This window comes from Gibbsiella quercinecans (assembly GCF_002291425.1).
Taxonomy (GTDB): domain Bacteria; phylum Pseudomonadota; class Gammaproteobacteria; order Enterobacterales; family Enterobacteriaceae; genus Gibbsiella; species Gibbsiella quercinecans.
In genome coordinates, this window is record NZ_CP014136.1 from 5183423 (window position 1) to 5206342 (window position 22920).

Consider the following 22920-nt stretch of genomic DNA (forward strand, 5'->3'; position numbering starts at 1 on the left):
GTGATTATTAACATCCCAATGATTTTGCATTAAATTATCGCGTAGCAGTGACAGCGATTTTATGTCACTTTTATACGGGAATTCTTAAAAAATAAAAAATCATTAACTAATTCATTGGGTTTGAGCAACCTTATAGGGTAATATCTGACACACTTAATAGTTAATATCTATTGAATTATATTAATTGATCATTAATGACGATCATATATAATGATTGCTGATAATGTGTCGTGACGGGGTGGGAAAATTGAAAATTCTTTCCGTTGAAGAGGTTAGGTTCATTTTTGAGCCTATTGTCTTCCCTTCAGGAGACTTTTTTGCCTTTGAAGTATTAACAAGATGCGACAATGGCCCCCAAGGGAGTTCTTTGACGTATTACGATTTGGATACAGATACCCGCCGGCAGATATTTATCAAACAGATTCAATACATAAGCCAGCATGCAGATCTTTTTGTTGCCAAAGGCGTGCTGGTTTCCGTCAACGTTGATGCTGACTGCGCAACATTGATACTGGGTTCGCGCCGCATTTTCAAGCTGATCAAAAAAATGCCCTTCGTTAGGTTGGAGATCAATGAGTTTTTCCCAGGCATTAACGAAGGGGTAGGCAATAGGCTAATCGCACAGTTGTACAAGCACTTCACGCTCTGGCTGGATGATTTTGGTAAAGGCGCTGCCGGTATTCAAGCCATACGCCATCGGGTTTATGAGTTTGTGAAGGTAGATAAAGACTTCTTCTGGAAATACCATAATCGGCCAATATTCCCGCTTGCCCTTGCCAAAATAAAAAAATATGCCGGTAACAAAGTGATTATTGAAGGCGTTGAATCAACGCAGTATTTGGCGGTGGCGCAGCAAAATGGGGAGTATTTAATGCAAGGCTATTTATGGCACTGCTATACACAGCAAGATATCGCCAATTCGTTGCTCCCTTCTCGGCAGCATAACGCGTAATGCCGCCATTCTCCTTGCAGTTACTTTGTGTTAATCCTTTCTTTCAGGCTTTATACACGTCATCCTTCAAGCTGCCTCTTTGTTGGCTGCGTTCAGAAAACCCGGTCACAGAGTTATCTATGCTGCCGGGGATTTTCTCTCTTGCCGCCTCGGTGCATCTTGAATGATTTTGTGTATACACTTATGGCTATTACGTTGATTTTATATCGCTCTGCATTGGCGCCTGGCGCTTCACGGCGGGCGATAAATAGCTGAACGGGGGGCCTATGCCGCAGTTTGATAACAGTTATTACACCCAGTTGCCCGGTTTTTATACGGCATTAGCACCGACTCCGTTGAAAAATGCGCGCCTGCTGTATCATAGCCAGCCTCTGGCGCGTGAACTGGGGCTGGCTGAAAGCGAGTTCAGCGCAGAGAAAAACCCGCTATGGGCCGGTGAAACCCTGTTGCCGGGAATGCAACCGCTGGCGCAGGTCTACAGCGGCCACCAGTTTGGCGTGTGGGCCGGCCAGTTGGGCGACGGCCGGGGGATTTTGCTCGGCGAGCAAATCTTGCCCGATGGGCGCCGCATGGACTGGCACCTGAAGGGTGCCGGTTTAACCCCGTATTCGCGCATGGGGGATGGGCGGGCCGTGCTGCGCTCGGTGATCCGTGAGTTCCTGGCTTCGGAAGCGCTGCACCACTTGGGGATCCCGACCACCCGCGCACTGACGGTAGTCACCAGCGAACAGCCGGTGTTTCGCGAGCGGCCGGAGCGGGGCGCCATGCTGATGCGGATGGCGGAAAGCCATGTGCGCTTCGGGCATTTTGAGCACTTTTACTACCGCAAACAGCCGCAGCAGGTAAAACAGCTGGCGGACTATGTGATCGCGCACCACTGGCCGCAGTTGGCCGGCGCGGCGAACCCTTACCCGGCGTGGTTTACTGACGTGGTGGAACGCACCGCGCGCCTGATCGCACACTGGCAGTGCATTGGCTTTGCGCACGGCGTGATGAACACGGACAATATGTCGATTCTCGGTATTACCATCGACTACGGCCCCTATGGGTTTCTGGATGATTACCGGCCGGATTACATCTGCAACCATTCCGATCATCAAGGGCGCTATGCGTTTGACAACCAGCCGGCGGTGGCGTTGTGGAACCTGCACCGTCTGGCGCAGGCGCTGTCCGGTTTGATGAGCACCGAGCAACTGCAAACCGCGCTGGCGGCCTATGAACCTGCGCTGATGCGGGCATACGGCACGCAGATGCGCGCCAAACTGGGCTTCTTTACCGAAGCCAAACAGGATAACGATCTGCTGACCGGGCTGCTGGGCCTGATGGCGCAGGAAGGGCGCGACTATACCCGCACCTTCTCTTTGCTGAGTGAGGTGCAGCAGGGGCAGGCGCAATCACCGTTACGCGATGAGTTTATCGATCGTGCGGCGTTTGACGGCTGGTATCAACGCTATCGCCAGCGGTTGCAGCAGGAAGGCGTCAGCGATGCTGAACGCCGGCGGGCGATGAAGGCGGCCAATCCGAAGCTGATCTTGCGCAACTACCTGGCGCAGCAGGCGATTGAGGCGGCAGAGCAGGATGATGCCAGCGCGCTGGCCCGGCTGCATCAGGCACTGCTGGCACCATTCGCAGACGATCCGCAGTATGACGATCTTGCCGCTTTGCCGCCGGATTGGGGAAAACGCCTGGAAGTTTCTTGTTCAAGCTGATGAATGGCCTCATGGCGGGGCTGAATGCCGCCGCCATGAGGCACACCGCGTGTTACTGGCGCAAATAGACCTGCGGCAAGCACATTTCCGGGTGGGCGCCAACGCCAAGATCCGCCTGATACCAGCGGGTGAGGATGTCGGCCTGCAACACCTGCGCCGGGGTGCCGGCGGCAACCAGGCAGCCCTGGTGCAACAGCAAAATGCGATCGGCATACAGTGCGGCCAGGTTCAGATCGTGCAGCACGCAGCATACCGCCAGCGGCTGGCTGCGCGTCAAGCCGCGCAACAGGCGCAGACTATGCTGCTGGTGGTACAGATCCAACGCCGAGGTGGGCTCATCCAGGAACAGCCAGGCCGGCGTTGGCTCCGGCTGCCAGAGTTGCGCCAGCACCCGCGCCAACTGCACCCGCTGTTGCTCCCCGCCGGAAAGCTGGCGATAGTCACGCTGCGCCAGGCTGAGGCAGTCGGTGTGCTGCAACGCTTGTTGCACTGCCTGTTGCATGTTGCGTTGGCCGTAGGGCGCTCGCCCCATCGCCACCACTTCTTCCACGCTGAACTGGAACGCCAAACTGCTGTGCTGGCGCATGACCGCCCGCACTTTGGCCAGTTGCTGTGGTTGCCACTGCGCCAACGGCTGGCCGAGCAGGCGACATTCCCCACCGCTGGGCGTCAGGTAGCCGGTCAGCAGGCGCAGCAGGGTTGATTTTCCGGCGCCATTCGGGCCAATGATGGCCACCATTTCACCGCTGGCGATAGTCAACGACACGTCATCAATCAGCCGCCGCCCTCCCAGGTTGTAACAGAGCTGGCGCGCTGCCAGCAGCGTTGTGTTTTCAGCCACCGGTACGCTCCCGCTGGCGCATCACCAGCCATAAAAAGTAAGGGCCGCCGAGCAAACTGGTTACCAGCCCGACCGGCATTTCCGCCGGGGCGACCAGGGTGCGTGCCAGCGTATCGCCCACTAATAGCAGGCAGGCGCCGCCCAGCGCAGACGCCGGCAGCAGCCAGCGGTGATCGCCGCCCAAATGCATCCGGATCAGGTGTGGCACCACCAGGCCGATAAAGCCGATCACGCCGCTCATCGCGACGGCGGCGCCGGTCAATAGGGCGCTAAGCAGCAGCAGATGCAGCTTGGTGCGTTGCACGTCAACGCCAAGATAGTGGGCTTCTTCATCGCCCAACTGCAGCAGGTTGAGTTTTCTGGCCTGTTGCAGCGTCAGCAGTGAGGCTGGCAGGATAAGCGACGCCGCAACGGTTAACGTCGGCCACTGCGATTGGTTCAGGCTGCCCATCATCCACAGTGAGAACTGACGCAGTTGCTGATCGCTGCTGATATAAGACAACACGCCGACGGCCGCCATGCACAGGGCATTGATGGCGATACCGGCCAGCAACAGGCGGGACAAATTGCCATGGCCGCTGCGGCTGATGCCAAAAATGACAACCGACACCACCAGGCAGCCGAAGAATGCCGCCGCCATATGGCTATAGAGGGCGATGAACGGCGGCAAGGCGAGCGGCACCACGATGACCATCGCCACCATTAAGGCGCCGCCGCTGCTGATGCCCAGCAGGGTGGGATCGGCCAGCGGGTTGCGAAACAGGCCCTGCATTACCGTGCCGGCGACGGCCAGCGCGCAGCCGATCACCACTGCTAACAGCACGCGCGGCAGGCGGATGTTCAGCCAGATTTGCCAAACGGTGTCGCTAAACGGCATTTGCCACAGGGTGCGAAAAGAGAGCGACAGCGCCCCCATGTTCGCCGCCCCAAGCACCAAAACGCTGAGCAACAGCAGCAGGCTGCTGATGGCCACGCGCGGAGTTACACGGTAACGCATTATTTTTGCTCCGCCGCATTACGCAGTTTTTGCAATGCGGCCGGCGTTTCCAGACCAAAGCCCAGCAAGGCCATATCATCGATGACCAAAACCCGGTGGTTTTTACCCGCCGGGGTGAGCGCCAGGCCCGGCAGTTGCCACAGTTTTTCCATCCCACCGATGGAACTCACTCCGTCGGTGGTGATCAGTAACAGGTCCGGCTGGCTGGCGATCACGCCTTCCTGTGACAACGGGCGATAGCGGGTAAAGCCCTGCATGGCGTTTTTCAGGCCGGCGGCGTTAATAACGGCGTCGGCGGCCGTGTGCTGGCCGGCGGCCATTGGCGAAATGCCGCCGTGGCTCATCACGAACAATACTTTGACGGGTAATGGCGTCTTGGCGACGGCGGCTAACTGCTGGCGATAGCGCTCGGTAAGCTGTTGGCCTTGAGCCGCACGGTTGACCGCTGCGGCGATCACACTGATTTTTTGCGGCACGGCATCCAGCGTGCTGTCACCGGGCACGCGCACCACTTTAACGCCGCTTTGTTCTACTTGTTGCAGCGCCAACGCCGGCTCTGCCAACTCGCTAGCCAGCACCAGCGTCGGCTTGAGGGCAAGAATACCTTCCGCATTCAACTGGCGCATGTAGCCCACGTCTGGTAACTGCGTGACGGCGGTAGGGTGCAGGCTGGTACTGTCGCGGGCCACAACTTCATCGCCTGCGCCTAATGCGAAGGCGATTTCTGTGACGTCGCCCCCGATTGAAACAATGCGCTCAGCGGCGGCGGCGGTGAGCGGTAATGCCAGTGCGATGCAAAGCGCCAGGCGGCGTGTCAGTGAAGGTTTCATGCGGCAATTTCCTTGGGTTGCAAATATGGCGAACGGTTCGCGCCACGCTATTGTTCTGGTTGGCCAGCAGCAAGCCAGCGCCACGGCACTGCGATTTTACCGGTGATAATGCGGTGCTGGCAAAATGGTAATTAATATCAAACTGATAATTATTATCATGTGAACAAAGGGCGACAGCAAGGGAAATTTGCGCCGGTGAACGGGCCGTTAGCCGTTGTGTGGCAAGCGTTGCGGGGAAAATAATCCGCTCATAGCGAGCGGGAAGATGCCAGCAGGGTTTCAATATGATCGAACAGCCGTTCGGGTTTGGTGACTGGTGCGAAACGTTTAACCCGCTGGCCGTCGGCGCTAAGCAGGAACTTGGTGAAATTCCATTTTATCCGCTGGCTGCCAAACAGCCCAGGCGCACGGCGTTTGAGTTCGCTAAACAACGGATGCGCCGCCGGGCCGTTGACGTTGATCTTGCTAAACAGCGGAAAGGTAACCCCGTAGTTGAGCGTGCAAAAATTGGCGATTTCCAGCGGATCGCCTGGCTCCTGGGCGCCAAACTGGTTGCACGGGAACCCCATCACCATCAGGCCGCGTGAACGATAATACTGCCACAGGTTTTCCAGCCCTTGGTATTGCGGGGTAAAGCCGCATTTGCTAGCGGTGTTTACGATGAGATAGGCGTTGGCCGGGAAGTCCGCCAGCGTGGTGGTCTTGCCTTGCAACGTATTGCAGGGAATGGATAACAGCGATTGATTCATAGGGGCTCCGTAGCCTGCCGCATGGGCGTTCCCATGCGGGGAATGCCATGATAAAACAAAGACAGCATTGCCCGCTGTCGCTGGGCAATGCGCGTCATTATAACAAAGTTAACCCTCCATTTGCTTGATTTGCCGATTAAAAGCGGCTGTCTACGGCATCCGCCAGCATCGCCAACAGCCGCTCGCTATCCGCCCAGCCGAGGCAGGGATCGGTAATCGACTGGCCATAGGTTAACGGTTGGTCAGCATCGACGTGCTGTGCGCCTTCCTGCAGGAAACTTTCCGCCATAATGCCGGCGATGCTATTGCCGCCGTTGCGGATTTGCCTGCAGATGCTTTGCGCCACCTCCAGTTGCCGCTGGTGCTGCTTCTGGCTGTTGCCGTGGCTGAAATCGACCACCACGCGTTCCTGCAGCCCAACGTTGCGCAGGGCATGGCAGGCCGCGGCGATATCCTGTGGGTGGTAATTGGGGGATTGGCCGCCGCGCAAAATGATATGGCCGTGCGGGTTACCGTGGGTTTGGTAGATGGCGACCTGCCCGTGTTCGTCCTGCGCCAGTTGCATATGGCCGGCGCGCGCGGCGCGGATGGCGTCTATGGCGATGCGGGTATTGCCGTCGGTGCCGTTTTTGAAACCCACCGGGCAGGGCAACGACGACGCCATTTCCCGGTGGGTCTGGCTTTCGGTGGTGCGTGCGCCAATCGCCGCCCAACTGATCAGATCGGCGATGTAGTTGCCGGTGACGCTATCGAGGAACTCGGTCGCGGCGGGTAAGCCGAGATGATTAATCGCCAGCAGCAGCCGACGGGCGGTTTCGACGCCGCGGTTTACCTGATAGCTGCCGTCCAGATCGGGATCGGCAATCAGTCCTTTCCATCCCACCACGGTGCGCGGTTTCTCAAAATAGACGCGCATCACAATTTCCAGCCGATCCTGATAGCGCGTGCGCAGAGCACTCAAGCGCGCCGCGTAGTCGGTGGCGGCTTCAACATCGTGGATGGAACAGGGGCCGATGATCACCAACAGGCGTTTATCCTCGCCTGACAGGATTTTTGCAATACGATGTCGTGACGTTGTCACGTTATCGATAAGGTTTTTAGTTGCAGGCAGCCTGCTGGCCAAGATTTGCGGGGTAACCAGGCTACCGATACGCGTCCTGCGCGGTTGATCTGTGTTATGCATGATTTTTGGCTCGAAAAGTGGCTCTTCAACGGCAGGGAATGCCGGAAGTCATGACGCTCACGATAGCGCAATAGTGGCTGAATTCAACCGCGTAAACAGTGTTATTTTAAATGATAGGCGGCTAAGGCAATAAAATAAGCTGGATAAGGCGAAAATGGCAGAAGTTAACGCTGGAATGTATGGTGGTGCGCCGCCGCACAGGGCGCGGTGGCGCGGGGCACGGTTTAGTACATGCGGCGGCTCATCCCCAGAATATCCAGGATACGGGTGGAGATCTCTTCCACAGAATAGTTGGTGGTGTTGAGGTAATTGATCTGGTTCTTGCGAAACAGCGCCTCCACTTCGGCGATTTCCATCCGGCATTGGCGCAGCGACGCGTAGCGGCTGTTTTCCCGCCGTTCTTCACGAATGGCTGCCAGCCTTTCCGGGTTGATGGTCAGGCCGAAGAGCTTATGCTGAAACGGTTTTAGCGCCGCCGGCAGTTGCAGATTGTCCATATCGTCGGCGATGAACGGGTAGTTGGCTGCGCGAATGCCGAACTGCATCGCCAGATAGAGGCTGGTGGGCGTTTTACCGCAGCGTGAAACCCCCAGCAGGATCACCTGGGCCTGATCCAGGTTGCGTAATGAAATGCCGTCATCATGCGCCAGCGTATAGTCGATGGCGGCGATACGCGCGTCGTACTTGCCGAGGTTGCTCTCGGTCAGCCCGTGGGTGCGGTTGGGCACCGGCGTTGGCTCCACCCCCAGTTCGCTCTGCAGCGGCGCGACCAGCGCCTGAACGATATCCTGGCAAAAACCTTCGCTTTGGGTAATCACATTGCGCACGGCGGGTGAAATGATGGAGTAAAACACCAATGGGCGCACCTGGGTCTGGTGGTAAATATCATTGATTTGCTGGCAAACGGCGCGGGCGCGGGCCTCCGTTTCGACAAACGGCAGCGTAAAGGGCGAGGCTTTGACCGGGAATTGCGAAAGGACCGCATGGCCCAGCACTTCTGCGGTGATCGCCGTGCCGTCCGAAATATAAAAAACGCTTCTTTCCACCAGTGGCTCCTTAGCTAATAACGTTAACCTTATGGCCGCGCTGGGCTGCACGCCGTAATGCATAATGGGCTTTGGCTTGGCCTGGGTAAAGAGGGCAGCGCGAAGTTTGCGATTATGCCGATTCGCCCGCTAACACACCAATGACGGTAAAGGACATTTACTGCGTTTCACCCGCACTGCGCAGATTAACCACTCTAGTTGAAAGGTCTTTGCGTTATAGGCGATTTCTTTAATTTAATTGTTTGAAAAAATAAAATTTTATTATTTAGTTATCCCTTGTTTCACCTATCTGGCGTATTAGGTCATTCTCCTAAAAGTGTTTTTTTTCATTTGATTGATCGATTCACCTTTCCATTTGTTAGGGATTAATGTGCTAGGCTGAATTTACTCTGTTGTTGAGAGCAAAAACGCTAATACCCTACTGATAGCAATAAGGATTGTCTCGATGTCCAACAATGGCTCTGATTTGCGTAATGTGCTTTGGTACAACCAGCTAGGTATGAATGACGTTAACCGTGTCGGCGGCAAAAACGCCTCGCTCGGTGAAATGATCACCAACCTTTCCGATTTGGGTGTCGCCGTGCCAAATGGTTTTGCCACCACCGCACAGGCATTCAATGATTTTTTGGAACAAAGCGGCGTTAACCAACGCATTTACCAACTGCTGGATCAAACCAACGTTGATGATGTAAATCAATTGGCCGCTGCCGGTGCAAAAATCCGTCAGTGGATAATTGATACGCCTTTCCATCCTGAATTTGAGCGTGAAATCACCCAGGCCTATCAGCAACTGGCCGACGGCCAGGCGGAAGCCTCGTTTGCCGTGCGCTCTTCCGCCACCGCGGAAGACATGCCGGACGCGTCTTTCGCCGGCCAGCAGGAAACCTTCCTCAACGTTCAGGGCATCGATGCCGTGATGGTGGCGATCAAGCATGTGTTTGCTTCATTGTTTAACGATCGCGCGATTTCATACCGGGTGCATCAGGGCTATGACCACCGTGGCGTGGCGCTGTCCGCCGGCGTGCAGCGCATGGTGCGTTCCGATCTGGCTTCGTCCGGCGTAATGTTTACCATTGATACCGAATCAGGTTTCGATCAGGTGGTGTTTATCACTTCGGCATACGGCCTGGGCGAAATGGTGGTGCAGGGCGCGGTGAACCCGGACGAATTCTATGTGCACAAGCCCACGCTGCTGAACGGCAAACCGGCCATTGTGCGCCGCAATATGGGTTCCAAGAAAATCCGCATGGTGTATGCGCCTTCTCAGGAGCATGGCAAGCAGGTACGCATTGAGGATGTCGAGGAAGCGCAGCGCAACCAGTTCTCATTGACGGATGATGAAGTGCAGGCGTTGGCGCACCAGGCGCTGCTGATTGAAAAACACTACGGCCGCCCGATGGACATCGAGTGGGCCAAAGACGGCCACACCGGCAAGCTGTTGATTGTGCAGGCGCGCCCAGAGACGGTGCGCTCCAATGAGCAGGTTATGGAGCGTTACCAGTTGAACGGCAGCGGCAATGTGCTGGTCGAAGGGCGCGCCATCGGCCACCGCATCGGCGCCGGCCCGGTGAAAGTGATCCACAATATCAATGAAATGGATCGTATTCTGCCGGGGGATGTGTTGGTCACCGACATGACCGACCCGGATTGGGAGCCGATCATGAAGAAAGCCTCGGCGATCGTGACCAACCGCGGTGGCCGCACCTGCCACGCGGCGATCATTGCGCGTGAGCTGGGCATTCCGGCGGTGGTGGGTTGCGGCTCGGCGACGGACGTGCTGAAGGAGGGCCAGAAGGTCACCGTTTCCTGCGCCGAAGGCGATACCGGCTATGTCTACAGCGATCTGCTGGATTTCGACGTGCAAAGCGCCGAGATTAACGAACTGCCTGAGCTGCCTTTGAAGATCATGATGAACGTCGGCAATCCGGACCGGGCTTTCGATTTCGCGCGTTTGCCGAACGATGGCGTGGGTTTGGCGCGGCTGGAGTTTATCATCAACCGCATGATTGGCGTCCACCCGAAAGCGCTGCTGGAGTTCGATCAGCAAACGCCGGCATTGCAAAATGAAATCAAAGCGTTGATGCACGGCTATGACGATCCGGTCGAGTTTTACGTTGGCCGCCTGACGGAAGGGATCTCTACGCTGGGTGCCGCCTTCTGGCCGAAACGCGTTATCGTGCGCTTGTCAGACTTTAAATCGAATGAGTACGCCAACCTGGTTGGCGGTGATAAGTACGAACCGCACGAAGAGAACCCGATGCTGGGCTTCCGCGGCGCCGGCCGTTATGTCGCAGACAGCTTCCGCGCGTGTTTCGCGCTGGAGTGTGAGGCGGTGAAGCGGGTGCGTAATGAGATGGGGCTGACCAACGTCGAAATCATGGTGCCTTTCGTGCGTACTGTGGCGCAGGCGAAAGCGGTGGTTGAGGAACTGGCGCGCCAGGGCTTGAAACGCGGCGAGGACGGTTTGAAAGTGATCATGATGTGTGAGATCCCCTCCAACGCGCTGTTGGCGGACCAATTCCTGGAGCACTTTGACGGCTTCTCGATCGGCTCCAACGACATGACCCAGTTGGCGTTGGGCCTGGATCGCGATTCCGGCGTGGTGTCCGAGCTGTTTGACGAACGCAACGATGCGGTGAAAGCGCTGTTATCTATGGCTATCCAGGCCGCCAAACGCCAGGGCAAATACGTCGGCATCTGCGGCCAGGGGCCATCCGACCATGAAGATTTTGCCGAATGGCTGATGGAGCAGGGCATTGATAGCCTTTCGCTGAATCCAGATACGGTAGTGCAAACCTGGCTGAATTTGGCAAATAAAAAATGATAGCCAGGCATAAATGAGTTAACTGATAAAAAGCCGTAAGTAATATTACGGCTTTTTTTTAAGCTGCGCGTTAAATATGACAAAACGTAAATGGGCGTGAAAAAAATAAAAAAAAGCCCATCGTAGGCGACGGGCAAAGACTACACACAGCAATTTACATGTATGGCATTACACAGTGAATTTGTGCTAAGCATATGCCAATAATATTAGGCAGTTATGCGCGCTTCGTCATTAAGAATCCTCCTAATAGATTGAGCGCTATTACCGGTTATCTGGCGGAGAGTTTATTGGCGTAACGGGCGTTTTTTTAATTTCACAGAGTGATTAAGTGGGGAAGCGTGTTGTTTTCGATATTGTTTTAATTTATTAGCCAGGCCAGCGGATGCGCGGGCTGATTAATAAATTGCCCGGTTAACCGGGCAATTTTGGCAATGGCGGCACGGAGTATGGCCGTTATTCTTTCTCCATGTCCTTGGCCACATCCTCCAGCGCATTAGTGGGTTTCGGCGCTTCATCGATCCAGGCGCTGAGCAGGCGGAAAGAGACCGCCAGCACCACCGGCCCGATAAACAGCCCGATCATGCCGAAGGCCAACAGGCCGCCGATGACGCCAGAGAGAATCAACAGCATCGGCAGATTGGCGCCCATGCGGATCAGCACCGGCCGCAGGAAGTTATCCAGCGTGCCCACCACGCATGCCCAGACCAGCAGCACTGTTCCCCAGGTGGTATCGCCACTCCAGTACAGCCAGATGATCGCCGGTATCAGCACCAGCAATGGCCCCAACTGCGCCACGCAGCAGATAAACATCAGCACGGTGAGCAGGGTGGCCGCCGGAATACCGGTAACCGCCAGGCCAATGCCGCCTAATACCGACTGTACCAGCGCCGTGACCACCACGCCCAGCGCAACGGCGCGGATTGCTTGGCCGGCCAGCACCACGGAGGCATCGCCACGGTCTGCCGCCAGGCGTATGGCAAAGCGGCGGATCCCTGCGCCTACTTGCTCCCCACGGGCATACAGCAGCACACTGAATAACAACATCAGGCCGCAGTGCAGCAGGAAGCGGCCGATGTGTGCCGCCTGCGCGACGAACCAGGTGGCGGTCTGGCCGAAATAGGGTTGAACCTTGGCCAGCAACGCCGTACCGCCGGTGTTCACCAGGGTATGATAGCTGTTGTAAACCTTGTTGCCGATCATCGGGATATCTTGCAGCCAGGCCAGATCGGGAATATGGAATTGCCCTGGCTTGCTGGCCCAGGCAACGATGGGGGCGCTATTGTCCACAATGCTGCTAACCAGCAAAGAGATGGGCAACACAAACAGCAGGATCAGCAGCAGCGTCATCGCGGCGACGGCCAGCGAGCGCCGGCCCCAGAATAACCTCTGCAGTTTAATCAGTAACGGCCAGGTTGCGATAACCACCATGCCGGCCCAGGCAAAACCCAGGATAAAGGGTTGGATCACCCAAAAACAGGCCAGGATCAAAATGGCGATAAACAACACGCCGAAAATGATGGTGGCCAAATCGTACCGGTCTCGCGGGAGTGTCATGAAAGCGTTCTCATCCTATTTACGTTAATTCCTTCAGCCGATTAATCATGATGCATTTTTCACGGATTTCACAGTGTTGCGCACGATATTAATTAGCGGCTGCCATGCATAGCGATTTGCCGGCCACGGCGGCCCGTTGGCAGTAAATGGCCGCGACAGTGGCGCCCGGCAGGAGTAAATTAATGCGGCGGAGCGTGCGGGCTACATCGCATCATTTCTTATTAATACATTGATTTTGCTTTAATAATAAGAACATGAATCTGCCCGCTTGGGGTGCTTCGGGGCCGGAAATGGCAGAACGGATCAACTTGTGGTAAAACGGATAGGTATCAACATATTGAAATGGAAATAAAAAAAACACTAACGTCTTCCATTCCAATGTGCGGCTTTTAACGATAACTAAAAGCAGGGTAGGCTTGGCAACGGGCCTGGGTTAGCGTGCATCACGCATTAAAGACAGACAGAGTATAAAAAGCGAATGATCCCACAGATTTCTCAGGCACCCGGTATTGTTCAACGGGTGCTCGATTTTTTGGACGCACTGGAACAAAACGGCTTTAGCGGCGATACCGCCACCAGTTACGCAGACCGGTTGACGATGGCGACGGACAACAGCATCTATCAGCTGTTGCCCGATGCCGTGATCTTCCCGCGTTCTACCGCCGACGTGGTGCTGATTGCCCGCCTGGCCGCAGATGAGCGCTTCAGCAGTTTGATCTTCAGCCCGCGTGGCGGCGGCACCGGCACCAACGGGCAGGCGCTGAACAGCGGCATCATCGTTGATATGTCGCGCTACATGAACCGCATCCTGGATATCAATATCGAACAGGGATGGGTGCGGGTTGAGGCAGGGGTGATTAAGGATCAACTTAATCAATACCTGAAGCCGCTGGGCTACTTTTTCGCGCCGGAACTTTCGACCAGCAACCGGGCAACGCTAGGCGGCATGATCAATACCGATGCGTCCGGCCAGGGTTCGCTGGTGTATGGCAAAACCTCGGACCATGTGTTGGGGCTGCGTGCGGTGCTGCTGGGCGGTGAGATGCTCGATACGCGCCCAATGCCCACCCCTCTGGCGGAAGCACTGGCGGCTGAAGAAACCACCGAAGGGCGCATTTACCATACGGTGCTGAACCGCTGCCGCGATCAGCGAGCATTGATCCTGGAAAAATTCCCCAAACTTAACCGCTTTCTCACCGGTTATGACTTGCGCCACGTGTTTAGCGACGATCTGCAAACCTTCGATCTGACGCGCATCCTGACCGGTGCCGAAGGCACGCTGGCGTTTATCACAGAAGCAAAACTTAACATCACCCGGCTACCCAAGGTGCGCCGGCTGGTGAATGTGAAATATGACTCTTTCGATTCCGCATTGCGTAACGCGCCGTTCATGGTGGAAGCCAAGGCGCTGTCGGTGGAAACCATCGATTCCAAAGTGCTGAATCTGGCGCGGGAAGATATTGTCTGGCATTCAGTAAAAGAATTGATTACCGACGTGCCGAACAAAGACATGCTCGGTTTGAACATCGTCGAGTTCGCCGGCGACGACAACGCGCTGATTGAGCAACAGTTAGAAGGCCTGTGCCAGCGCCTGGACGATCTGATGGCGGCGCATCAGGGCGGTGTGATTGGCTACCAGATTTGTGGCGATCTGGCCGGCATCGAGCGCATTTATAACATGCGCAAAAAGTCGGTCGGGCTGCTGGGTAACGCCAAGGGGCAGGCGAAGCCGATCCCGTTTGCTGAAGATACCTGCGTGCCGCCGCAGCATTTGGCCGACTACATCGCCGAGTTCCGCCAACTGTTGGACGATCATCACCTGAGCTACGGGATGTTCGGCCACGTTGACGCCGGTGTGCTGCACGTGCGCCCGGCGCTGGACATGTGCGATCCGCAGCAAGAGATGTTGATGAAGCAAATCTCCGATCAGGTGGTGGCGCTGACGGCCAAATATGGCGGCCTGCTGTGGGGCGAACACGGCAAGGGCTTCCGTGCTGAATACAGCCCGGCCTTTTTCGGCGAAATGCTGTATGAAGAGCTGCGGCGCATCAAAGCGGCGTTCGATCCGCACAACCGCCTCAACCCAGGGAAAATCTGCCCGCCTTTCGGGGTAGAAGCACCGATGATGAAGGTGGACGCGGAAAAGCGCGGCACGCTCGATCGCCGCATTCCGCTTACGGTACGCAGCTCGTTCCGTGGTGCGATGGAGTGCAACGGCAACGGTTTGTGCTTTAATTTCGATGTGCGCAGCCCAATGTGCCCCTCAATGAAAATCACCGGCAGCCGTATCCATTCGCCTAAAGGGCGTGCTGCGCTGGTGCGTGAATGGCTGCGGCTGCTCAGCGAGCAGGGCACCGATCCGGTGGCGCTGGAGAAACAGTTGCCGCAGCAGCGTTTGAGTTTCCGGGCGCTTATCGAGAAAACGCGCAACACCTGGTATGCCAACAAAGGGGAGTATGACTTCTCTCACGAGGTGAAAGAGGCGATGTCTGGCTGCCTGGCCTGTAAAGCCTGCTCTACCCAGTGCCCGATCAAAATTGATGTGCCGGGCTTCCGTTCGCGTTTTCTGCAGTTGTACCACACTCGCTACCTGCGGCCGCTGCGCGACTATATGGTCGCCGGGGTGGAAAGCTACACGCCGCTGATGGCCAGGGCGCCGAAGGCGTTCAACTTTATGTTTCGGCAACCGTGGGTGCGGGAACTGAGCCGCAGCACGCTGGGGATGATTGACCTGCCGATGCTCTCAAGCCCTACGCTGCGCCAGCAGCTTTCCGGCCACAGCGCCACGGCGGTCACGCTCGAGCAGCTTGAAGCATTGGATGAACGCCAGCGCCAGGATTACGTGCTGGTGGTGCAGGATCCGTTTACCAGCTATTACGATGCCAACGTGGTCGCCGACTTTGTTCGGCTGGTGGAAAAACTGGGCTACCGGCCGGTAATGTTGCCGTTTTCGCCGAACGGCAAGGCGCAGCATATTAAAGGTTTCCTGGTGCGCTTTGCCAAGACCGCGCGCAAAACGGCCGATTTCCTCAACCGTGTGGCGAAGCTGGGCGTGCCGATGGTCGGGGTCGATCCGGCGCTGGTGCTGTGCTACCGCGATGAGTACCGGGAAATCCTTGGCGACGCGCGTGGGGATTTCAAGGTGCAGTTGGTGCACGAATGGCTACAGCCGGTGTTGGCCGAGCGTGCCGAACAGCCGCTTGGCGGTGAGTCGTGGTACCTGTTCGGCCACTGTACGGAAAGCACCGCGCTGCCAACCAGCACCCAACAGTGGATCGCGATTTTCGCCCGCTTTGGCGCCCGCCTGGAGAACATTAACGTAGGCTGCTGTGGCATGGCCGGCACCTACGGGCACGAAAGCAAAAATTTGCAGAATTCACTCGGTATCTATGAGCTATCCTGGCATCAGGCGATGCAGCGTTTGCCACGCCAGCGCTGTCTGGCCACCGGCTATTCCTGCCGCAGCCAGGTGAAACGCATTGAAGGAAACGGAGTGCGCCACCCATTACAGGCACTGTTGGAGATGATCGCGTAATGCTATGGAAACGTCAGACAACGCTGGAGCAGTTGAACAAAACCGGCGAAGGTTGCATGGTCGCCCACGTGGGCATTGAGTTTACCAAACTGGGGCCGGACACGCTGGAGGCCACCATGCCGGTCGATAGCCGGACCACTCAGCCCTTTGGCCTGCTGCACGGCGGGGCTTCCGTGGTGCTGGCCGAATCGATGGGTTCCATCGCCGGCTATCTGTGCACCGAAGGGGATCAACAGGTGGTAGGGTTGGAAATCAATGCCAACCATATTCGCGCCGTGTTTGACGGGCAGGTGCGTGGCGTGTGCCGCGCGCTGCACGTTGGCCGCCGCCACCAGGTTTGGCAAATCGAGATTTTCGACAAGCGCGATCGCCTGTGTTGTACCTCCCGCCTGACGACGGCGGTGTTGGGCTAAGCGCCAAGCCCACGCCGGCGTGGCGCATAACGGGGGCTACAGCTGAAACGGCACCCGTTTAACGAAGTCCTTCTGAAAGGCGTTGGCTTTGTCCCAGGTGCCTTCCATGGCGTACTGATGGCAAATCAGCTGCAGGGTATGGCGGGCAAAGTGGTAGCTCTGTACGCGGAACAGCTGGCAGCGATCCGGGTTATTGATCTCTATAATCAAGCGGTTATGTAATTTACTCAGCGCGTGCAGATAGCTTTCGTCATCGCCGTTTTCCTGGCACAGATTGGCCATGTTCAGGCTGACGCTATTGTAGCGCTTGAGGTGTTCGATATCGCATCCCGGCCGCTTCAGTGCGGCTTCCGCCATGTAGAAATCGATCGTGGCGTCACGCACGCTGAATTTGTATTGATCAATCTTGTTCAGCAGCCACGCATTTATTGAAATAGTCATTGGCCCCACGCTTAATGCAGTTAAATGATAATCATTATCATATTTGCTGGCGCGATAACGATCAATTCCCTGGCAATAATATTTTCCGCAAATAGGGCTGTATTTTTGCGTTAGCGACCCAATTTATTGGCTAACGACTAAACTTAATACAGATAAGGCGCGTTATTACCACAAGATAAATAAGGATATTATCGCGCCCGAACACAGAAATAGGTATTTTCTATGAATGTTCAGTATTATCTGCCCGCAAGGGGGTATCCGGTTTATCGCCTGCGGATAACGCGGCGATGAATGGGGAATAGTGCTTGAAAGTCATGGGGATGAAAACGCGCCCTGGCGATGGTTTCATCGCGGGCCACGCGGTTGCCGGGCTGTTTTATTGCCGGCCAACGTTAAAAAGCGCATTTTTTGTCGCATACCCCTGTAAAACAAACGGTTGAAGTGATTATTGTTATCACTAACATAGTAAGTAAGCCAGATTGGCATGATAAAAAACAAGGTAAGAGGTAGGCCATATGCAAACGGAAAGTGTTGGCACGTTTTCGCTAGATGAAAATGTCTGGCAGGGCATTGCACTGAGCGACAGCGCGGCAAAGCAAATCAGCAAACTCATGCAGCAGGATCCGCAGGTGAAAGGGCTGCAGTTGAGCGTGAAACAATCTGGCTGCGCCGGATTCGGCTACGTGCTGGATTTGACCCAAGCTCCGGCGGAAGACGACCTCTTGTTTGAACGTGACGGCGCGAAACTCTACGTGCCGCTGAAAGCAATGCCGTTTATCGATGGCACCACGGTGGATTTTGTCCGTGAAGGGCTGAATCAGATATTCAAATTTAATAATCCCAAAGCGCAACATTCCTGCGGGTGTGGCGAAAGCTTTGGCGTTTAAGCGATGTAACTAACATGACACGAAGCAATGTAGACCTTCCTAACGATGTACAGGCTTGGGTCGGTGACGGGCGTTACAAAGAAGGGTTCTTCACCCAGTTGGCAACCGATGAACTGGCCAATGGCATCAACGAAGATGTGGTGCGGGCGATCTCGGCCAAACGTAATGAACCGGAGTGGATGCTGGAATTCCGCCTGGAGGCGTACCGTGCATGGTTGCAAATGGAAGAGCCGCACTGGCTTAAGGCGCACTACGATAAGCTCGACTATCAGGATTACAGCTATTTCTCGGCGCCTTCGTGCGGCAGTTGTGACGATGCCTGCGGTTCGCAACCGGGCGCCGAGCAGCAAACCGGCGCGGCAATGGCGGAAAACAGCTATCTGACGCAGGAAGTGGAAAACGCGTTCAACCAACTGGGCGTGCCGGTACGTGAAGGCAGCGAAGTGGCGGTGGATGCGATCTTCGACTCGGTTTCCGTTGCCACCACCTACCGCGAAAAGCTGGCGGAAAGCGGGGTGATTTTCTGCTCGTTCGGCGAAGCGATCCAGGAGCACCCGGATCTGGTGCGCAAATACCTGGGCCGCGTGGTACCGCACAACGATAACTTTTTTGCCGCGCTCAACGCGGCGGTGGCCTCGGACGGCACTTTCGTCTACGTGCCGAAAGGGGTACGCTGCCCGATGGAACTGTCCACCTATTTCCGCATCAACGCGGCGAAGACCGGCCAGTTCGAACGCACCATCCTGATCGCCGATGAAGGCAGCTACGTCAGCTACATTGAAGGCTGTTCTGCGCCGGTACGCGACAGCTACCAACTGCACGCGGCGGTGGTTGAAGTTATTCTGCATAAAGATGCCGAAGTGAAATACTCCACCGTGCAAAACTGGTTCTCCGGCGGCGAAAGCAAAGGCGGGATCCTCAACTTCGTGACCAAACGCGCGCTGTGCGAAGGGGCGAACTCGAAGATGTCCTGGACCCAGTCGGAAACCGGTTCGGCCATCACCTGGAAGTACCCCAGCGTGATCCTTCAGGGGGATAACTCGATCGGCGAGTTCTTCTCTGTGGCCCTAACCAGCGGCCATCAGCAGGCGGATACCGGCACCAAGATGATCCACATCGGCAAAAATACCAAGTCCACCATCATTGCGAAGGGGATTTCCGCCGGGCACAGTGAAAATACCTATCGCGGGCTGGTAAAAATCCTGCCGGGCGCGGAAAACGCGCGCAATTTCACCCAGTGCGACTCGATGCTGATCGGGCCGGACAGCGGCGCGCATACCTTCCCGTATGTGGAGGTGCGCAACAACAGCGCGCAACTGGAGCACGAGGCCACCACCTCGAAAATCGGCGACGATCAACTGTTTTACTGTCTGCAGCGCGGCATCAGCGAAGACGATGCGATCTCAATGATCGTCAACGGCTTCTGTAAAGACGTATTCTCCGAGCTGCCGTTGGAATTTGCCGTCGAGGCGCAAAAATTACTGGCGATCAGTCTGGAACACAGCGTGGGTTAACCCAGCATCGCGCGTTTATTGAGTTGCACGTGCCAGAGCTTCAAGGCTCATATGCAGCATACCCACCCCGTGTTGCTTTGCCACATCGGCAGGGCAAATGGGAGTCAGCACTATGGCGCGTCTTAAGGACACAGAATGTTAAACATCAAAAATTTAAAAGTCAGCGTGGAAGGCAATGAAATCCTCAAAGGGGTGAACCTGGAGGTTAAACCGGGGGAAGTGCATGCCATTATGGGCCCCAACGGCTCCGGGAAAAGCACGCTCTCGGCGACGCTTGCCGGGCGCGAAGAATACGAAGTGGTTGACGGCGAGGTGACGTTCAAAGGCAAACCGCTGCTGGAACTGGATCCAGAAGATCGCGCGGGTGAAGGGGTGTTCCTGGCGTTTCAGTACCCGGTGGAGATCCCCGGCGTCAGCAACCATTTCTTCCTGCAGACCTCGGTCAATGCGGTGCGTAAATACCGCGAGCAAGAACCGTTGGATCGCTTCGATTTCGCCGACTTTATTGAAGACAAAATCAAGCTGCTGAACATGCCGGCCGATCTGCTGACCCGTTCGGTCAACGTCGGCTTTTCCGGCGGTGAGAAAAAACGCAACGACATCTTACAGATGGCGGCGCTGGAGCCGGATTTGTGCATTCTGGATGAAACCGACTCCGGCCTAGACATCGATGCGTTGAAAATCGTCTCTAACGGCGTTAACTCGCTGCGTGACGGCAAGCGTGCGTTTATCATTGTTACCCACTACCAGCGTATTCTGGATTACATCAAGCCCGATTACGTTCACGTGCTGTCGCAGGGGCGTATCGTCAAATCCGGCGACTTCTCGCTGGTGAAACAGTTGGAGGAGCAGGGCTATGGCTGGCTTACCGACCAACAATAATTCACAGGCGCTGCGCCAGCTTTACAGCCTGTTCGAAGCCCGCGGCGGTGAACATTCCGCTCATGCGCTGGCCCACTGGCAGCAGGCATTGCGTCTGGGCTGGCCGACGCGCAAACAGGAAAACTGGAAATATACCCCGCTGGAAGGGCTGCTTGAACAGCAGTTTCTGGAGCCACAGCCGCAGCCGGTTAGCCCTGCCGTGCGCGACGCGCTGGCGCTGGCGATCGACGCCTACCGCCTGGTGTTCGTCGACGGGCGTTTTAGCCCAGAGTTGAGCGACAGCGATCTGGGTGGCTATCTGTTTGATCTGGCCGACTACGGCACGCTGCGCGCCTTGCCGGAGCCGATCCAACCCGAGATCTTTCTGCACCTGACGGAAAGCCTGGCGCAGCAGACCGGCATGATCCGCCTGCCGGCCGGCAAGGCCCCGGCGCTGCCGTTATACCTGCTGCATATCAGCAGTGGGCGTGCGGCGGAAGGCGAGGTGAACACCGTGCATCACCGCCATCACCTGGACGTGGGCCGCGGTGCCGAGGCCGAAATCATCGAACACTACGTAAGCCTGGACGGTGCGGCGCACTTTACCGGAGCGCGCCTGACGGCCAACGTGGCCGATAACGCCGGGCTGCGCCATATCAAGCTGGCGTTTGAAAGCCAAGCCAGTTATCACTTTGCCCATAACGATCTGGTGCTGGGCCGCGACGCGCGGGTGAAAAGCGACAGCTTCCTGCTCGGCGCCGGCCTAACGCGCCACAATACCAGCGCCCAGCTTAACGGCGAAGGGACGACGCTTGCCATTAACAGCCTGGTGCTGCCGGTTGGCCAGGAAGTGTGCGATACCCGTACCTACCTGGAGCATAATAAGGGCTACTGCGAAAGCCGCCAGTTGCACAAGACCGTGGTCAGCGACCGCGCGCGTGCGGTGTTTAACGGCATGATCAAAGTGGCCCAGCATGCGCTGAAGACCGATGGGCAGATGACCAACCATAATCTGCTGTTGGGGAAAACGGCTGAAGTCGACACCAAACCCCAATTAGAAATCTATGCCGATGACGTTAAGTGCAGCCATGGCGCCACCGTCGGCCGTATCGACGCCGAACAGCTGTTCTATTTGCGCTCACGCGGCATCAGCGAGCACGCGGCGCAGCAGATGATTATCTTTGCCTTCGCGGCCGAACTGACCGAAGGCATCGAAAACGAAGCAATCCGTGAGCGGGTGTTGGCGCAAATCGCCCCACGCCTGCCAGGGGAGGCAAAATGAGTTATCCGATCGAACGCGTACGCAGTGATTTTCCGATTTTGGCGCGCCAGGTGAACGATCAGCCGTTGGTCTACCTTGACAGCGCCGCCAGCGCGCAAAAGCCGCAGGCGGTGATCGATCGCGAGCTGGACTTCTATCGCCATGGCTATGCCGCCGTGCATCGTGGCATTCATACCATGAGCGCCGAGGCCACGAGCGAGATGGAAGCGGTGCGCGAGCAAGTAGCACGCTTTATCAATGCCGCCTCGGCGGAAGAGATTGTCTTCGTGCGCGGCACCACCGAGGGCATCAACCTGGTGGCCAACAGCTTTGGCGGCCATCTGCTCCAGCCGGGCGACAGCATCATCATCACCGAGATGGAACACCATGCCAACATTGTGCCGTGGCAGATGCTGGCCCAGGCGCGGGGCGTCAAGCTGCGCGTTTGGCCGTTGCAACAAGACGGTACGCTGGACGTTGCGCAATTGCCGGCGTTGATCGACAGCACCACCAAACTGTTGGCCATCACGCAGGTGTCCAACGTGTTGGGCACCGTCAATCCGCTGCAGCAAATTATTCCGCAGGCCAAAGCGGCCGGGCTGAAAGTGCTGGTGGACGGTGCGCAGGCGGTGATGCATCAGGCTGTCGACGTGCAAGCGCTGGATTGCGATTTCTATGTATTCTCCGGCCATAAGCTGTATGGGCCTTCTGGCATCGGCGTGTTGTACGGCAAGCAGCAACTGCTGCAGCAAATGCCGCCGTGGGAAGGCGGCGGGGCGATGATCCAGCAGGTCAGCCTGAGTAACGGCACCACCTATGCCGAGCCGCCGTGGCGCTTTGAGGCCGGTTCGCCTAACACCGCCGGCATCATGGGGCTGGGGGCGGCGATTGCTTATGTGAGCGAGCTGGGCCTGGAGGCTATTCAGCGCTACGAGCAGGCGCTGATGCATTACGCCCATGAGGCACTGCAGCAGGTGCCGCAGTTGACGGTCTATGGCCCGGCGGAGCGCGCTGGGGTGATTGCTTTCAACCTGGGGAAACATCACGCCTATGACGTCGGCAGTTTCCTCGATCGCTATGGCATTGCTATTCGTACCGGCCACCACTGCGCCATGCCGCTGATGGATTTTTATCACGTCCCGAGCATGTGCCGCGCTTCGCTGGCGCTGTATAATACGCGTGAAGAGGTGGATCGGTTGGTTGCCGGTCTGCAGCGTATCCATACTTTGCTGGGGTGAGCCCCAGCAGAAGCCAGGCTGTTTCCTTTTTTCTCTCAAGGATCGGCGTAAACATTACGCCGTGGCTGGCCTGATATTACGAGAA

The 22920-nt window shown here is 56.6% G+C and carries 18 protein-coding genes and 1 other RNA gene; 10 read left to right on the top strand and 9 right to left on the bottom strand.

Annotated elements, in window-relative coordinates; all coding sequences use genetic code 11:
- The first annotated feature begins 247 nt into the window (after nt 1-247).
- Both ACN28Q_RS23570 and ACN28Q_RS23575 read left to right on the top strand, forming a co-directional pair.
- Entirely contained in the window at nt 248-952 is a 705-nt protein-coding gene (locus ACN28Q_RS23570) for an EAL domain-containing protein (protein ID WP_165907103.1), read from the top strand.
- Between the two features lie 266 nt (nt 953-1218).
- Complete coding sequence (locus tag ACN28Q_RS23575; RefSeq protein ID WP_095848561.1) at nt 1219-2661, top strand: protein adenylyltransferase SelO; 1443 nt, start codon at nt 1219-1221, stop codon at nt 2659-2661.
- Between the two features lie 52 nt (nt 2662-2713).
- On the opposite strand, the gene ACN28Q_RS23580 is transcribed toward ACN28Q_RS23575, so the two are convergent.
- The 6 genes from ACN28Q_RS23580 to ppsR all read right to left on the bottom strand — a co-directional run bounded on the left by ACN28Q_RS23580 (nt 2714) and on the right by ppsR (nt 8307).
- Complete coding sequence (locus ACN28Q_RS23580) at nt 2714-3502, bottom strand: heme ABC transporter ATP-binding protein (RefSeq protein WP_095848562.1); 789 nt, start codon at nt 3500-3502, stop codon at nt 2714-2716.
- Nucleotides 3495-4499 (bottom strand): FecCD family ABC transporter permease, encoded by a 1005-nt coding sequence (locus tag ACN28Q_RS23585; RefSeq protein WP_095848563.1) that lies wholly within the window; start codon nt 4497-4499, stop codon nt 3495-3497. The genes ACN28Q_RS23580 and ACN28Q_RS23585 overlap by 8 nt, the downstream gene beginning before the upstream one ends.
- Nucleotides 4499-5329, bottom strand: coding sequence for a heme/hemin ABC transporter substrate-binding protein (locus ACN28Q_RS23590; protein ID WP_095848564.1), 831 nt, complete (start codon nt 5327-5329; stop codon nt 4499-4501). Before ACN28Q_RS23590 ends, ACN28Q_RS23585 begins: the two co-directional genes overlap by 1 nt.
- Before the next feature lie 248 nt (nt 5330-5577).
- Nucleotides 5578-6078 carry a glutathione peroxidase gene (locus ACN28Q_RS23595; RefSeq protein ID WP_095848565.1) on the bottom strand — a complete coding sequence of 167 codons (501 nt, stop codon included), beginning with the start codon at nt 6076-6078 and terminating at the stop codon, nt 5578-5580.
- A gap of 136 nt (nt 6079-6214) precedes the next feature.
- A complete protein-coding gene (locus ACN28Q_RS23600) occupies nt 6215-7261 on the bottom strand; it encodes a 3-deoxy-7-phosphoheptulonate synthase (RefSeq protein WP_095848566.1) in 1047 nt (348 codons plus the stop codon).
- A gap of 224 nt (nt 7262-7485) precedes the next feature.
- Entirely contained in the window at nt 7486-8307 is an 822-nt protein-coding gene (gene ppsR, locus ACN28Q_RS23605) for a posphoenolpyruvate synthetase regulatory kinase/phosphorylase PpsR (protein WP_095848567.1), read from the bottom strand.
- A gap of 445 nt (nt 8308-8752) precedes the next feature.
- Between ppsR and ppsA the strand changes: the two genes are divergently transcribed.
- The gene (ppsA, locus tag ACN28Q_RS23610; RefSeq protein WP_095848568.1) at nt 8753-11131 is read left to right on the top strand and encodes a phosphoenolpyruvate synthase; all 2379 of its coding nucleotides are present in this window, start codon (nt 8753-8755) and stop codon (nt 11129-11131) included.
- A 105-nt stretch (nt 11132-11236) separates the two neighbouring features.
- On the opposite strand, the gene rprA is transcribed toward ppsA, so the two are convergent.
- Both rprA and ydiK read right to left on the bottom strand, forming a co-directional pair.
- Nucleotides 11237-11346, bottom strand: an RNA gene (rprA, locus tag ACN28Q_RS23615) — antisense sRNA RprA.
- A gap of 238 nt (nt 11347-11584) precedes the next feature.
- Entirely contained in the window at nt 11585-12685 is a 1101-nt protein-coding gene (ydiK, locus tag ACN28Q_RS23620) for an AI-2E family transporter YdiK (RefSeq protein WP_095848569.1), read from the bottom strand.
- Between the two features lie 478 nt (nt 12686-13163).
- Between ydiK and ydiJ the strand changes: the two genes are divergently transcribed.
- The gene (ydiJ, locus tag ACN28Q_RS23625) at nt 13164-16220 is read left to right on the top strand and encodes a D-2-hydroxyglutarate dehydrogenase YdiJ (RefSeq protein WP_095848570.1); all 3057 of its coding nucleotides are present in this window, start codon (nt 13164-13166) and stop codon (nt 16218-16220) included.
- Nucleotides 16220-16633, top strand: a complete 414-nt coding sequence (gene menI, locus ACN28Q_RS23630; protein WP_095848571.1) for a 1,4-dihydroxy-2-naphthoyl-CoA hydrolase — start codon at nt 16220-16222, stop codon at nt 16631-16633. Before ydiJ ends, menI begins: the two co-directional genes overlap by 1 nt.
- 36 nt (nt 16634-16669) lie before the next feature.
- On the opposite strand, the gene ACN28Q_RS23635 is transcribed toward menI, so the two are convergent.
- Entirely contained in the window at nt 16670-17074 is a 405-nt protein-coding gene (locus ACN28Q_RS23635; protein ID WP_095848572.1) for a hypothetical protein, read from the bottom strand.
- Nucleotides 17075-17589: 515 nt separating this feature from the next.
- Here ACN28Q_RS23635 and sufA point away from each other — a divergent pair.
- The 5 genes from sufA to sufS all read left to right on the top strand — a co-directional run bounded on the left by sufA (nt 17590) and on the right by sufS (nt 22835).
- Nucleotides 17590-17961: a Fe-S cluster assembly scaffold SufA gene (sufA, locus tag ACN28Q_RS23640; RefSeq protein ID WP_095848573.1), complete on the top strand. Its 372-nt coding sequence runs from the start codon at nt 17590-17592 to the stop codon at nt 17959-17961.
- A gap of 14 nt (nt 17962-17975) precedes the next feature.
- Entirely contained in the window at nt 17976-19475 is a 1500-nt protein-coding gene (sufB, locus tag ACN28Q_RS23645) for a Fe-S cluster assembly protein SufB (protein WP_095848574.1), read from the top strand.
- 135 nt (nt 19476-19610) lie between these two features.
- Nucleotides 19611-20357, top strand: a complete 747-nt coding sequence (gene sufC / locus ACN28Q_RS23650) for a Fe-S cluster assembly ATPase SufC (protein WP_095848575.1) — start codon at nt 19611-19613, stop codon at nt 20355-20357.
- Nucleotides 20332-21618, top strand: a complete 1287-nt coding sequence (gene sufD / locus ACN28Q_RS23655) for a Fe-S cluster assembly protein SufD (protein WP_095848576.1) — start codon at nt 20332-20334, stop codon at nt 21616-21618. Before sufC ends, sufD begins: the two co-directional genes overlap by 26 nt.
- Nucleotides 21615-22835 carry a cysteine desulfurase SufS gene (gene sufS, locus ACN28Q_RS23660; protein WP_095848577.1) on the top strand — a complete coding sequence of 407 codons (1221 nt, stop codon included), beginning with the start codon at nt 21615-21617 and terminating at the stop codon, nt 22833-22835. Before sufD ends, sufS begins: the two co-directional genes overlap by 4 nt.
- Nucleotides 22836-22920: the final 85 nt, after the last annotated feature.

Bases quoted from the DNA above. Each gene is read 5' to 3' on its own strand.
- sufS (WP_095848577.1), top strand. From the start codon at position 21,615: ATGAGTTATCCGATCGAACGCGTACGCAGTGATTTTCCGATTTTGGCG.
- sufA (WP_095848573.1), top strand. From the start codon at position 17,590: ATGCAAACGGAAAGTGTTGGCACGTTTTCGCTAGATGAAAATGTCTGG.
- ACN28Q_RS23575 (WP_095848561.1), top strand. From the start codon at position 1,219: ATGCCGCAGTTTGATAACAGTTATTACACCCAGTTGCCCGGTTTTTAT.
- ACN28Q_RS23600 (WP_095848566.1), bottom strand. From the start codon at position 7,261: ATGCATAACACAGATCAACCGCGCAGGACGCGTATCGGTAGCCTGGTT.
- ACN28Q_RS23635 (WP_095848572.1), bottom strand. From the start codon at position 17,074: ATGACTATTTCAATAAATGCGTGGCTGCTGAACAAGATTGATCAATAC.
- ACN28Q_RS23595 (WP_095848565.1), bottom strand. From the start codon at position 6,078: ATGAATCAATCGCTGTTATCCATTCCCTGCAATACGTTGCAAGGCAAG.
- sufC (WP_095848575.1), top strand. From the start codon at position 19,611: ATGTTAAACATCAAAAATTTAAAAGTCAGCGTGGAAGGCAATGAAATC.
- ACN28Q_RS23590 (WP_095848564.1), bottom strand. From the start codon at position 5,329: ATGAAACCTTCACTGACACGCCGCCTGGCGCTTTGCATCGCACTGGCA.
- sufB (WP_095848574.1), top strand. From the start codon at position 17,976: ATGACACGAAGCAATGTAGACCTTCCTAACGATGTACAGGCTTGGGTC.
- menI (WP_095848571.1), top strand. From the start codon at position 16,220: ATGCTATGGAAACGTCAGACAACGCTGGAGCAGTTGAACAAAACCGGC.
- ACN28Q_RS23585 (WP_095848563.1), bottom strand. From the start codon at position 4,499: ATGCGTTACCGTGTAACTCCGCGCGTGGCCATCAGCAGCCTGCTGCTG.
- ppsA (WP_095848568.1), top strand. From the start codon at position 8,753: ATGTCCAACAATGGCTCTGATTTGCGTAATGTGCTTTGGTACAACCAG.
- ydiK (WP_095848569.1), bottom strand. From the start codon at position 12,685: ATGACACTCCCGCGAGACCGGTACGATTTGGCCACCATCATTTTCGGC.
- ydiJ (WP_095848570.1), top strand. From the start codon at position 13,164: ATGATCCCACAGATTTCTCAGGCACCCGGTATTGTTCAACGGGTGCTC.
- sufD (WP_095848576.1), top strand. From the start codon at position 20,332: ATGGCTGGCTTACCGACCAACAATAATTCACAGGCGCTGCGCCAGCTT.